The sequence below is a fragment of the Paenibacillus mucilaginosus 3016 genome (assembly GCF_000250655.1).
Classification (GTDB): Bacteria; Bacillota; Bacilli; order Paenibacillales; family NBRC-103111; genus Paenibacillus_G; species Paenibacillus_G mucilaginosus.
Genome location: NC_016935.1, coordinates 2,933,877 through 2,947,395, shown reverse-complemented (window position 1 = coordinate 2,947,395; position 13,519 = coordinate 2,933,877). Strand labels below are relative to the sequence as shown.

The following is a 13,519-nucleotide window of genomic DNA, read 5'->3' as shown; positions in this document are numbered from 1 at the left end:
ACCGCTTCAGCCTTTGACGGCCCCGATCATCATGCCCGAAATAAAATAGCGCTGCAGCCACGGGTAGACGAGCAGGATCGGAATCGTCGCGAACATGATGCTCGCCGCTTTCATGCTCTCGGGAATCGGCACCGTCGCGCTCATCCCTTCGGTGGCGAGCGCATCGCTCATCTGGTTGCTGATGACGAGCTGATACAGCTTGAGCTGGATGGGGTACATGTTCTGGTCCGTGATGTAGAAGAGCGCATCCATGAAGCCGTTCCAGCGGCCGACGGCGTAGAACAGGCTCAGCGTTGCCAGAACAGGCAGGGACAGCGGCAGCACGATCCGGACAAGAATGCCGATGTGGGAGCAGCCGTCCATTCGTGCCGATTCCTCTAGCTCTTCGGGAAGCGAGGAGAAGAACGTCTTGAGAATGATCAGGTAGAAGGCGTTGATCATCCCGGGAAGCACCAGCGCCCAGATCGTGTTGGTGAGCTTCAGCGATTTGACAAGGAGATATTCCGGAATGAGCCCGCCGCTGAAGAACATGGTGAACAGGATCATCAGCAGGCAGAAATCCCGGCCCTTCAGCTTCTTCTTCGTCAGCGGATAGGCCGCGCAGATCGTCATCACCATGCAGATCAGCGTGAAGAGAAGGACCAGTCCGATCGTAAAGAACAGCGAGTTGAACATTTTGACATCCTTCAGCACCGTCTCATAGGCCAGCGTGCTCCATTCCACGGGAACCACCGTCACTTTATTCGACAGGATGGCATCATTGGAGCTGAGCGAGACCGAAGCCAGATGCAGGATCGGAACCAGGCAGAGGAACGAAGCGGCGGTAACGACGGCAAGAATGAACATATCGATCCATTTGTCCACGGCGGACGTTTTCATGGCATATCCCCCCCTTTTTTACCAGATCCCCTGGTCGGTCACTTTCTTGGAAATGTAGTTCGAGGCCAGCAGGAAAATCAAGCCGACCACCGCCTGGAACAAGCCGATCGCCGTGGCAATGGAGAACCGCGCCGACTGTACGCCCACCTTGTAGACGAAGGTGCTGATGACGTCGGAGACATCGGTCACGAGCGGATTGCTCAGCACGAACGGCCGTTCAAAGCCGATACTGGCCATATGCCCGATGTTGATGATGAGCAGAATCATGATCGTCGGCTTGATGCTGGGCAGAGTAATGCTCCAGATTTTCCGCAGCCGTCCGGCTCCGTCCACGTCCGCCGCCTCATAGAGCTCCTTGTTGATCCCTGTGAGAGCGGCAAGGTAGATGATGGTACCCCATCCCGCATTCTGCCACACCCCGGTTCCGACATAAGTCATGATCCAATAGGAGGGCTCCGTCAGGAAGGGAATCGCCCCGATGCCGGACACCTTCAGCAGATGATTGACGAGACCGGTGTTCGTCGACAGCAGCTGGTAGACCATGCCGCCGATAATGACCCAGGAAATAAAATGCGGTAAATACAGGACCGTCTGGGCTCCTTTTTTGAACCAGGGAATGCGCACTTCATTCAGCAGCAAAGCCAGAAGGATCGGGGCGGGAAAGGACACCGCCAGATCGAGCAGGTTGAGCAGGAAGGTGTTGCGGAGCACCTTATAGAAGTCCTGCATCGCAAAAATTTCGCGGAAGGCGTCAAGGCCCGCCCACGGGCTGCTCCAGATGCCCTCGAAGATGTTGAACTCCTTGAAGGCGATCGTGACCCCGTACATCGGGATGTACTTGAATACCAGAAAGTAAAGCATCGGCAGGGCCAGGAGCGCATAAAGCTGCCAATCCTGAACCCACGCCGGCCGGCGTCGCTTGGAGACGGACACGGGCGCGATCGATTCGGCAGAGAGCGCGGTTTCGGGGACCGCAGGTCTTTCTCCGTGCATGGGCTTCCTCCTTGTCGTAGTGGAATGACTCCACAGTAAACCAGCCGCCGCGGAGGAGCAATTCACATGATTCGCCCGCTTATCGAAATGGTATAAAGCGCTTTCAAAACAATCGCTTAACGTTTGCGCACACTTAACCTGACCGCACCAGCCGAGGCGAAGGCCCTAAGATAAACGGCTGCACCGTCCACTAGGGACGGTGCGCGTTATTTCGAAGAAACCGGCGCCGGTCAAGCATCCGCCCGTTTGCGGTAATGGCCCGGAGGCTGGCCGTACATATTCTTGAACGCCCTGTGGAACGAAATGACATGGACATAGCCGACCCTCTCCGCGATATCCTGAACAGGCAGCGACGTATGCAGCAGCAGCTTCTGGGCTTCCTCCAGCCGGACCCTGAGCATGTAATCGATGAATTTCTCGCCGAACTCCTCCTTGAAGAGTCTGCTCAGGTAGCGCGGGTTCATCTCGAACCGGTCGCTGATTTGGTTCAGGGACAGATTGGGGTCCGCGTAATGCTTCTCAATGTATTCCTTCACCTGCCCGATCAGCGCATAGTTGTTCTTCACCGAACGCAGCGACCGGACACGGACCTCCAGCCGGGTGAGCGCGGCGCTGAGCCGGTCGCTCCATTCCTCGAGCGTCTCCGAGCCGCCCGCGATCTCCTCAAGCTCCGGGACATATTCCTCCTGCAGCAGCCGGTTGACTTCATCGGACATGTCCATCATCTCTTTGTGCAGATGGTAGATCATGTAACTCGTTACCGTGTCGATATCCGTCTGCGAGAACCTCCCCTTCTTCAGCTCCTGGTAGAGCTGGAGCAGATGCTCCTGCCACTTTCCGTCACCGGTGCGCAGCGACTTCGCCACGGTCCTGGCGGATTGCAGATGGGGGAAGATGCGCCCCTTCGCCTTGAACTGCAGATCCCCGCTGCCGATCAGCGCACCCACGCCGAAGACGGGCTTATACGATACGTGCTCCTTGGCCTCAGCGTACGACTGGGGCGCCTCTTCCGGGTCCGGAGCCTCCGAACCGATGCCTGCCGACACCGTGAAGCCCAGGTTGTCCGCGGTCCACGCCTGCAGCTTGCTCATCGCATCCCTTACCCTCTCCTGGCCCGCACCGCTCTCCTGGTAAAAGATAATCGTCATCTGCTGCGGCTCCAGCCATTCGTTCCATACGTACAGCCCTTCGCCCTGGGCAATCTCCTGAAGCACGTTGCTGAGCACGAAGGTCAGCAGATACCGGTCCGAGGCATTGTACGCCGCGGTAAAGTGGGAATACCGGTCGATCTCCACCACCGCCGCCGTCAACCGCTCGAAGTCCGACGGCAGCTGCAGCCTCGCCATCTCTTCCTTCCACTGCGCCGCCGGCAGCGCCTTGTGCCCTTCGAGCCAATCGAACAGCATCTGCCTCCGGCGGAGGTGCAGATCATCCTTATGCAGCTGCTCGTACTGCCCGGCCCTCTCCAGCAGTCCGTCGATGGCCGCTTCGATGAATTTCAATTCGTCCTTCTCCGCACGCCCCACCAGCTCGCCGCTCTTGCGCTTGGTATAATTCCGGATACGCCCGGCGATCATCTGGATCGGCTTGTAGTTGCGGTGGGTGATGTAGGTGAACCAGAGGAGGCCGCACGCGGTCACAGACAGCCCGACGATCATCCACACCTGATTCAACCCGGAGAGCAGCGACAGCTGCCTGCCGCCGGGACCGCCTGAGACATAGGCCCAGCCCGTATAGACGGATTTCGTACGAACGAAGGTCTCCTGCTCCGGAACGGACGGCTCAGCGGCGCCGGGGCCGCTCTTCTCGAACGGACTCCCGCCGCTTCCCAGGAGCAGCACGGGGCCGGCTTCGTTCCCGTTCAGTTCCTTGACAAACCGGAGCAGGGCCTGGATCCGGATATTGATCACGATCATGCCCTGCTTCTCCCCGCTGTAGGGATACAGCTTGACCAGCGATACGACCTGCTCTTCGACGGTGTCATGATTGAACTCCTTGAACGTGCGGGGATCGGTCCACCCGCTCCGGTTCCCTATGGAACGGTAGACGGATTCCAGGAAAGGACGGTCCCCGAACTGATCCAGCGGAGAGAGGCCGCTTCTGGATAACACCATACCGGTATTGGCATTGTATAAGTAGATGGAATTGGAGAAAGGGAGAATGGAGGAAAGCTCGTCCATATTCTGCGAGATGCGGAAGTAGTCGTACAGTGCCTGGTCTTCGGCGGAGGTAAAAAAATCGGAAAGGGAGCGGTTGATATTAACCTCTTTGATCACCATGCGTTCCGCCGATTTGAGGTTGGCGTCGATGGCTTGAAGCACCTTCACGGCAATGGCCTCATTCATCATCCGGAGCTGGTTCTCGGCGGAGCTGCTGAAGACGGAATAAAAGGAAAAAATCAAAACAGAAATCACCACAAAAAAGATCGGCGTGTAGGACAGCAGCATCCGGTAATACAGATTCATCCTCATCCTGTATCATCCTCCTGGACCTTATTGGACATGGCAGCGCCCCCGTCTTCTCTCCTCATTCTGACAAGCTGCTTTATCGTACGTTTTCAATTTTTTCCCTAGCTTACCATTTAAAAACGCTTTCATCAATGGCCTTCAGGCTTCCCTCCCCATGCCGAAAAGGACCTGCATCCTGCAGATCCTTGGAGAGTTCCTCTCGTTGTCCTTGCCTTGGCTGCTCCGGAGCTGTGAGCTTCCTTCACCCAGCGCCTCCCCCCGCCCGTCCCGCAGTTCCATGGCAGCCGGACCGCATTACAGCGGGTCCTCCCCGCGGCGCTCCTTCCGGAACTCCAGCGGCGTAAGGCCGGTGGCCGACTTGAACACCCGGTTGAAGTGCCGGATGTTCGAGAAGCCCGACGCCTCCGCGATGGAGGCGATCTTCTCCCGTGAATACAGCAGCCGCTTCTTCGCCTCCTCCACCCGCAGGTTCGTCAAATATTCGATGAACGACACTCCGAGCCGGCTCTTGAACAGGGTGCTGAGGTAGGAGGGGTTCAGGTACACCTTCTCAGCCGCCCCGCTCAGTGTAATGGGCTCCGCATAATGCTCGCGGATATATGCCAGCACCCCGTCCACCGGATGCACGGCTGCATCCGCCCTTCGGGAGGACAACACGGCCGCGAGGCGGCCGAGGATCCCGCCGAACGCCTCCGTGAGCTCGGTCCGCGAGGAGATCGAGCACAGCTCCGCCAGCACCTGCTTGACCTCCTTCGCCCCGAGCCACGCCTGCACGCAGTCCCGCCTCACCGCCGCCTCGTAGAAGTGCAGCACGGTCTTGCAGACCTGCTGCTGGATCGCACCCGGGTCGGCGCTGCGGCTGACGAGCTCGCCCGCCCACTGGCGGGCCGCCGCCCCGGCATCCGCCGTACGGCCCTCCAGGAGCGCTTCCTCCAGCAGGCGCCAGTCGCTGCCGGGCAGCTCCGCCTTCCGCCCCGCGTGCCCGGCGGTGGCCTCGTACGCCAGCACGCGGTCGCCGCCCTGCACCAGGCGGTACAGCAGCGCCATCTCCGCCTCGGCGAACGAGCGCGCCGCCGACTCGAGATCGCCTGCCGCGCCGCCCACCCCGATCGTGACCGTCAGGCTCGACAGGGTCCGGATCTGATGGCATACGCGCTTCGCCAGGCGGACCACCTCCTCATGCTCCGGTTCGCCTGCTTCATGGTTCAGGAGAGCCACCACCTTCGAGTCTCCGGCGATGAAGACCTCTCCCCGCATCCGCGGAGGAATGAGCTCCTGCACGAACTGGGAGATGAAGAGCGCGAAGAGCGAAGGATCCGCAAGCGAATACCGCCCTGCCGTGACCGAATCGCGGTCGAGATGGACCACGCAGCATGTCCAGCTCGGGTAAGGGAAGCTCAGGCCCACGCGGTCCAGCAGCTCCAGCTCCTCCTCCTGGACCGTGCCCGCCACCAGTGAAGAGAGGATGTGCTGGCGGAGCTGCAGCCGCACCTGCTTCTCCTCCCGGTCCCCCTCCGCGGACTCCTGCCGTCTCACGCTCTCTTCGAGCCACTCCTCCTTCAGCTTGGAGAGCGTGCCGAAGAGCTCTTCCCACTCGGGAGGCTTCATAAGATAATCCTTCGCCCCCATCTTCAGCGACTCCCGGGCGTAGGCAAAGTCGCTGTAGCCGCTCATCACGATGCAGCGCACCCGGGGGTATTGTTCCTTAATGATCGACTGCAGCTGGATGCCGTCCATCCGGGGCATCCGGATATCCGTGATCACCACGTCGGGCAGGCAGGCTTCCATCCGCTCCAGCGCCTCCACCCCGTCCCTGGCCGTACCGCTGACCGTCCAGTCGGGCGACAGCTCCGCCAGCATATGCTCCAGCCCTCTGCGAAAAATCGACTCGTCATCCACGATCAGTATGGTCGGCATACCGTTCCTCCCTTTCTCTGCTGGGGTGTCCGTCTTCCCTCATGCTGACGAGGGGAAGCAGCAGGCTGACGCTTGTGCCTCTTCCCGGTCCGCTGTCGACGGTCAGCCCGTACCGGTTCCCGTACCTCAGGGCGATCCGCCGGTGCACATTCACCAGCCCATGCCCTCCCGGACCGTCCGGCAGCGGGGCCTCCAGAATTTTCCGGCGCAGCTCCTGCAGCCGGATAGGCTCCATGCCCGGCCCGTCATCCGCAACGGTGATCCGCATGCAGCCGTTCTCCCGGACGGCGCTGAGCCGGATCGTTCCGCTGCCCCAGCCTTTTTCGAAGCCGTGGATGATGCAGTTCTCGACAACCGGCTGGAGGATCAGGCGGATCACCGCGAAGCCGAGCAGCTCCTCCCCGATCTCCGTGATGAAGGTCAGCCGCTCCTCATACCGGATGCCTTGAATGGCCATGTACCCGTTCACGTGCTCGAGCTCCTGCGACAGCGGCACCTCATGCCGGTTGCTGCCGATGCTGTAGCGGAGCAGGCGGCTCAGGTTATTCGTCATCCGGACCACCTCCCGGCTGCCGCCAAGCTCCGCGTACATCGAGATGGAACCGAGCGTGTTGTACAAAAAATGCGGATTAATCTGGCTCTGCAGCGCGGCGATCTGGGAATCCTTCTCCCGGATCTCCGACTCATAGAGCCGGTAGCCGAGATCGCTGAGGCGCGAGACCATCAGGTTGAACGTCTGGCTGAGCTGCCCGACCTCATCCCGGCTCTCGATCGGCACGGACACACCCAGCTCCCCGCGCTCCACCCGCTTCATGACGCTGCGCAGGCGGCTGAGGGGCCGCGTAATGCGCAGGGAGAGCCAGACCGACAGCACAACACCGAGCAGCAGGCAGAGCAGGCCGATGCCGACGATCGAACGGCGCACACTCTCGGTCTCCTGCAGGAGCACCGCCATGGGGACCGTCTTCACCGTGGTCCAGCCTGTGACCTCGGAGGTCCGGTAGGTCAGCAGCTCCTCACGGCCCTCCCGGGTGACGTTCAGCGTCCCTGCCCCCCGGTAGCCTGCCAGCGGTTCTCCGGACAGACCGGTGCCCTTCGTGTAGACGGTAGAGCCCTGATTGTCCACCAGGGCCACTTCCTCGTAGGGTGAGGTGGACATTTGGTCCAGCTTGCTCCGGACGCTGCGAACATCGACATCGAGCACGATATACCCGAGGTCCTCGCCGGTCTCGAGGCTCCGCAGCTTGCGGGCCAGCGAGAAGACCTCGAACGGGGCGCCGCTGGTGGATCTCACTTCATGCAGCCCAATGTACACGCCCCGGCCCGTACGGGAGGCCGCCTCCACCCAGGACTCCTCCCGCCAGCCGGGCGCGGAGAAGTGAGCGGCGCTGTCCGGCCGGAGCACGTAGGCCGCCCCCCGCTCGCCGTAGAGATACAGCCCCACCACGTCGACCCGCCCGTTCGTGAACACAAGCTTCACCAGCTCTTCGAGGGCAGCCCGTTCGTCGAACGACGGAGGCCGGCCCTCCTGGCGCGCGGATGCCAGGAACCGCATCACCTCCGGCTGCTGGTAAGGCAGGGTCGACAGCAGGCCGAGCTCCTTCATGTACGTATCGATGTTGGCGGTCAGCTCCCGGACGGCATCCCCCTGATACTTGCCGACATTGCGCTGGATTGAGGCCGAGTAGCCCAGATAGCTGACCGTGCTCGCGACAAGAAGAGGCAGAGAGATCAGAACCAGGCTCACGAGGATAAATTTGTGAAGCAGCGGCTGACGATGCAGGGTATCGCGAAGATCCATCCGTCTCATGGCCCCTGCTCCCCCGCATTCTCCTCGATCGTCCGCTTCAGCTCCGCCAGCACTTCGCCGGGCGTCCGTTTGCCGGCCAGCATCAGCTCGAAGCTCCTCTGGGCTCCTGCATGGATGAGTCCCAGCTTCGGGCTCTTCGGGTAATAAGCCGTATATTCGGCCGCCGCCGCATAGTCGGACCGGTGCCGGAGCGCCCGGAAGTCCGGCGAATCGACCGCATGGAAGGCGGCGGGAATGTGCCCTGCCTTCGCCCAGTCGGCCCCGTGCCGGGCCACCCAGTTCGCGAAGGAGAGGGCGGCGACACGCTTCTCCCTGTTCTTCTGTGTCCCGGCCGGAAAAGCGAACGTATGCGAGTCCCCCCAGGAGGCCGGCCGGTCATACAGCGTGGGGAAGGGAACTACACCGAAGTCGAGCTCCGGCACCTTCTCGAAGATGCCCGTCCCCCATACCCCGAGGAACAGGACCGCCGCCTGTCCTTCGGAGAACAGCTTCACGGCATCGGAGATGTCGGGCGGAATGAGTCCGCTGTCATACAGGCCTTCGACATAGGTCAGAGCCCTCAGCGCCGCCGCCTCCTGCAGGGCCGGCCCGCCGTTATCCGTGAGCATGACTCCGCCTCCGTCGATCTGGTTATACAGCGACCACCATAACCAATAGGCGTCGATCCGCACGCTGGGCATGGCCAGTGGAGCCACCTCCTGCGGCACACGCTCCCGAACCCTTTGGAGAAACCGGGTGAAGCCCTCCTCCCCGGGGCCGAGCCTCGGCTTCCCATCGCCGGTCAGCAGCTCCGCTTCCCTCAGCCACCGCTTGTTGTAGTACATGACGTAAAAATGGGTGTCGAGCGGCACCGCATAATGCCGGCCATCCGCCACGGTGGAATCGACGACGGCCGGATGGAAGTCCTCCCAGCGGATACCAGCGCTGTCCGCCTCCCCGTCGATGCTGTCGAGGAACCCGGCCGCCTGCAGCCGGGCGAACTGCGAGGCGTGCACCACCGCCACATCCGGCGCTTCTTCCGTTACGATCGAAGTCGTCAGCTTCGTGTAATAGTCCTCCGATTTGTTATTGATGAGGTTCACCGTAACCCCGTCGCGGTTTTCCTGATTGTAGCGCTTCACCAGATCGATCATATACAAGCCGTCCCCTCCGCTGAAGGGAGTCCAGAACGTAATGTTGGTGGTGGCGCTTTCATGATCAGCCGGCAGCGGCCCCTCCTGCGTCCCCCAGCCCAGGCATCCGCCCGTCCCCAAGGTGACCGCGGTGAGGAGTGCGGCACTGCGGCACAGCCTCCCGATGCGTCTCATGCGTCAACCTCCGAATCCCAGTCTCGCTTTTGCTGTTGGAACCCTTAGCATAGCCGATCCTCCGCAGCGTTGTACATGGCACCGGGTTGGTAAATATGGACATATTTTTAGGTCCCGGAGGCCCCTTCCAGGCGCGGGCTCTACAGCAAAAAGCCAAGCGAACGGATACCCGTTCTTTCTTGGCTTCTTGAATCCGCTGACCCGCGGCGCTTCCGATGAGCTCATGCCGCTTCCAACCGGTCAGCGTCCGGGTTCTCCGGCTCTGATTACAGCCCTTGGTTATAGCCCCTCATTGATCCGCTTGATGATCTCCAGCGGAATCTTCGGCTTGCGGTCATAGGTCAGCAGCCCGTTGATCTCCTGCTCGACATCCGTCAGCTGGGTGTAACAGTAGCCCTGCACGACCGGGGACTCCAGCAGCGGCTGGATCACGCTGCGCAGGCGCCGCTCGAAGTCCTCCTCGTTCTCCGCGCCGGAGTAGCCCCAGCCTTCCCAGTCGCTCTTCTTGAACGCGATGCCCCCGAACTCCGTGACGAGGATCGGCTGCCCGGCATACGGGAACCCTTCGACGGCGAGCCGCCGGTTCGCAGGCATCGCGGAGACCGCCTTGCCCACGGTGCCGTACCTCTCTTCGAGCACCTCCCGGCGCCATTCATAGTCATGAATATTGAACAGATCGGTCGTCACCATCTCCCACCCGTCATTGGATACGACCGGACGCATCTCATCGATGGATTTGGTCAGGTGATACATCGCCAGGGCGTGCTGCTGCTGCCGCTTGTCGATCTGGATGTTCGGCACCCCCCAGCTCTCGTTCAGCGGAACCCAGGCCACAATGGACGGATGGTTGTAATCCCGCTCCACCGACTCCAGCCATTCGCGGGTGAACCGGTGTACGTACTCCTCCGAATATTCGTACGCATTGGCCGCCTCGCTCCAGACGAGCAGGCCCAGCCGGTCGCACCAGTACAGGTAGCGCGGGTCCTCGAGCTTCTGGTGCTTGCGGGCCCCGTTGAAGCCCATCGCCTTCGTCAGCTCCACGTCCTGCCGGATCGCCTCGTCGCTCGGCGGGGTCAGGTTGCCGTCCGGGAAGTAGCCCTGATCGAGCACCAGCTTCATCGTATACGGCCGGTTGTTGATGCAGAGCTTCCCGTCTTCAATCGAAACCTTCCGCATGCCGAAGTAGCTCTTGACCGAATCCGCCTCCGTCTCCCCATCGAGAAGAGTGAACGTCACATCGTACAGGTTCGGATGCTCCGGCGTCCACCAGCCGCCGAGCCCGTGGTCGTTGAAGTCCTCGATCCGGATGCTGCGGGTGGTCTGGGCTCCCGTAACGCGGTACACATCTTCGGCGACCGGCTTCCCTTCGAAGGTGATCTCCACCTTCATCCGGAGGTTCCCGCTCCGCTCAGCCCCCTGGATGAAGCTGCGGATCTCGATGGACTTGCGGTCGATGTCCGGGGTCATCCGCACCTTCTCGAGGTGCACAGGGGAGACCGCCTCCATCCAGACCGTCTGCCAGATCCCAGTGGTCCGGGTATAGAAAATGCTTGCCGAATCGGCCAGCCAGTACTGCTTGCCCCTCGGAAGCGTAACATCGCGGCTGTAGTCGACGGCCTTGACGACCAGCACGTTGTCCCCGTGCTCCGCCAGGGCATCCGTAATGTCCGCATGAAACGGCGTATGACCGCCCTCATGCCGGGCCACAAGCGTCCCGTTCACCCACGCGGAAGCCTCATAGTCCACAGCGCCGAAGTGCAGAATCACCCGCCGGCCGGCGAACGAATCCGGCACGGCCAGCTTCCTCCGGTACCAGACGGTGTCGTGGAAGGCCGGGTCTGCGATGCCGCTCAGCTTGCTCTGGAATGCGAACGGCACCTGGATGCGCTTCGTTAATTCCCGGCTGCCGGCATACCAGCGCTCCCGGTCCCCCGCCTGTTCGTCGTCAAAGTCGAACTCCCATTCCCCATTGAGATGAACCCACTGCTCTCTTACAAACTGCGGGCGCGGATGTTCTGCGCGAAGATGGTCCGTCATCTGCTTCTCCTCCATTACTTTCTTCTAAAGTTAATTAATTAACCAAAAATAATGAATTTACAACCCCATTATGCCTTTATCCCTTTGATTTCGTCAACCAAAAGTTGATTAATTAACTTTCAGGGAATATAATAGGGGCGTAACCCCATTATCCAAAACAGGACCTGAAAGGCATTCTCCCTATGAACATATCAGTGAACAGCCTGAATATGCCGCTGCTCGAATGCTTCGGCTCCGAAACGCGGGTCCGGATGATCGAGCTCTTGAGCCGGCAGCCGATGAACATCAAGGAGCTCGCGGACGCGCTCCAGCTCTCCTCCGCGATTATCACCAAGCACATTCAGAAGCTGGAGGAGAACGGGATCGTCGGTACCGAGAGCATCTCCGGCACCCGCGGCCGGCGCAAGGTCTGCTACCTTATCCCGGACTCCATCGTGCTTCAGCTGAAGGCCCCCGAGCCGCCGGAGGAGCACGGCGGCAGCGGCTATGCCGTCTCAATCCCGGTCGGCCAGTACGAGCGCTGCAGCGTGAAGCCGACCTGCGGTCTCGCTTCGGAGAACGGGGTCATCGGCATGGTCGACGACCCCCGGTATTTCTCCGACCCGGAGCACGTGAAGGCGAAGCATCTCTGGTTCGCCTCCGGCTTCATCGAATACCGTATCCCGAACTACCTCGTCGGCAGACAAACCGTCACCAGCTTCTCCCTGTCGCTGGAGCTCTGTTCCGAAGCGCCGGGGTATAACGAGCACTGGCCTTCCGATATCACCTTCTCGCTGGGGGACACGGTGCTCGGCACCTGGACCTGTCCCGGGGACTTCGGAAGCACGCCCGGCGTCCATACGCCGAAGTGGTGGAAGCTCGGCACGCAGCACGGCCTGCTCAAGACCGTCACCGTAGACGAGCGCGGCACCTATCTTGACGGCGTCCGGCTGTCAGGGCTGACCTCGGCGGACCTCGCCATCGGCCCCGGCCGCGAGCTCCTCTTCCGCATCGCCTGCCCCGACACGGCCGAGCACCCCGGCGGCGTCAGCCTCTTCGGCCGGCATTTCGGCAATTATGACCAGGAGATCGAGGTCCGGATCGGTTACGAATGAACGGAACGAGGATAACCGACTTCACTGTTCTATAAAATCCATGCGCGTTTATTAAAATATAGGATGTGCAGCTGCTCCACCGGACCGCTGGGAGGCTTCCCGCCGGCTGTTCTTCGGCCTGATCTGGCAGGGTCCCTATCTCACCGCAGTCCATACGGGGATACGAGGTGTACGCCTGCCGGACGGATGGTCTCAGCTGCAGCCGCTGCAGGCGAAGCTGATCCGCTGTTTGCCTCAGGCGGCCGCGATCCGCGGCCTGCAGTTCGAGCCGGCAGGTATGCGGTTCAGCCTCCGCCTCTAGCCCTATATTGGCACAAAAAAAAGCCGTACAGGCCCTCTCTCCTGCACGGCTTCCCTCTGTTTTGCTCCCTCTCTTACGCTTACTCCGCCACCACCGAGCCGTAGGCCGGAATCGTTACCCCAGGAGCCCGTCTCCGCCACCACGGTGTTCCCGTCGGCCCATATGTAATAATCGCGGTACTTGCTGTTCGGATCGGCGCTTGCTTCCTTGAACCACGGATGCTCGCTGCTCGAATGGTTGATGACAAGGTCCATGATGAACTTGACGCCCTTGCGGTCCGCTTCCTTCATCAGGCTCCGGAAGTCATTCAGGGTCCCGTACTCGGGGTCCACCTGATAATAGTCCGTCACATCGTATTTATGATAGCTCGGGGAAGCGTTGATCGGCATCATCCAGACGCCGCTGATACCCCGATCCTGACCCGAATGCGGCCGGCCGTCATTCAGGTAGTCCAGCTTCTGTGCGATCCCCTTGAGATCGCCGTGCCCGTCGCCGTTGGAATCATAGAAGGAATTCACATAGATTTCGTAGAATACCCCGCTCCCGTTGGATGCGCCCGGACCCTACGGTTCCTGCGCCATCACGCCGGAGGCGAATGCAGCCAGCATCGGTACGGTCAGCATAGCGGCGGATATTCTTCTAAGACGTTTCTTGCGGCTCACAACAGATCAGCTCCCTTGGTCTCCGAGGGAAAATATGGACCAACGAGGTAG

At 60.9% G+C, this 13,519-nt stretch carries 8 protein-coding genes and 1 pseudogene; 1 reads left to right on the top strand and 8 read right to left on the bottom strand.

Features of this window, described 5'->3' with window-relative positions; all coding sequences use genetic code 11:
* Positions 1 to 6: 6 nt before the first annotated feature.
* From PM3016_RS12610 to PM3016_RS12580, 7 genes are all read right to left on the bottom strand, one after another.
* The gene (locus PM3016_RS12610) at positions 7 to 879 is read right to left on the bottom strand and encodes a carbohydrate ABC transporter permease (protein ID WP_014369732.1); all 873 of its coding nucleotides are present in this window, start codon (positions 877 to 879) and stop codon (positions 7 to 9) included.
* Between the two features lie 18 nt (positions 880 to 897).
* Positions 898 to 1,872: an ABC transporter permease gene (locus tag PM3016_RS12605; protein WP_014369731.1), complete on the bottom strand. Its 975-nt coding sequence runs from the start codon at positions 1,870 to 1,872 to the stop codon at positions 898 to 900.
* A gap of 230 nt (positions 1,873 to 2,102) precedes the next feature.
* Positions 2,103 to 4,343, bottom strand: a complete 2,241-nt coding sequence (locus tag PM3016_RS12600; protein WP_014369730.1) for a helix-turn-helix domain-containing protein — start codon at positions 4,341 to 4,343, stop codon at positions 2,103 to 2,105.
* A gap of 291 nt (positions 4,344 to 4,634) precedes the next feature.
* Positions 4,635 to 6,257, bottom strand: coding sequence for a response regulator (locus tag PM3016_RS12595; protein WP_014369729.1), 1,623 nt, complete (start codon positions 6,255 to 6,257; stop codon positions 4,635 to 4,637).
* A complete protein-coding gene (locus tag PM3016_RS12590) occupies positions 6,232 to 8,067 on the bottom strand; it encodes a cache domain-containing sensor histidine kinase (RefSeq protein WP_014369728.1) in 1,836 nt (611 codons plus the stop codon). The genes PM3016_RS12595 and PM3016_RS12590 overlap by 26 nt, the downstream gene beginning before the upstream one ends.
* Positions 8,064 to 9,374 (bottom strand): ABC transporter substrate-binding protein, encoded by a 1,311-nt coding sequence (locus PM3016_RS12585; protein WP_014369727.1) that lies wholly within the window; start codon positions 9,372 to 9,374, stop codon positions 8,064 to 8,066. Before PM3016_RS12585 ends, PM3016_RS12590 begins: the two co-directional genes overlap by 4 nt.
* A gap of 279 nt (positions 9,375 to 9,653) precedes the next feature.
* On the bottom strand, positions 9,654 to 11,426 hold the full coding sequence (locus PM3016_RS12580; protein ID WP_014650505.1) for a glycoside hydrolase family 2 protein: 1,773 nt from the start codon (positions 11,424 to 11,426) through the stop codon (positions 9,654 to 9,656).
* Positions 11,427 to 11,593: 167 nt separating this feature from the next.
* On the opposite strand from PM3016_RS12580, the gene PM3016_RS12575 reads away from it, so the two are divergent.
* A complete protein-coding gene (locus PM3016_RS12575; protein WP_013915962.1) occupies positions 11,594 to 12,505 on the top strand; it encodes an ArsR/SmtB family transcription factor in 912 nt (303 codons plus the stop codon).
* A 417-nt stretch (positions 12,506 to 12,922) separates the two neighbouring features.
* Here the strand turns inward: PM3016_RS12575 and PM3016_RS12570 are convergent.
* Positions 12,923 to 13,468: pseudogene (locus PM3016_RS12570) on the bottom strand (alpha-amylase family glycosyl hydrolase); the annotation flags it as partial.
* Positions 13,469 to 13,519 lie beyond the last annotated feature (51 nt).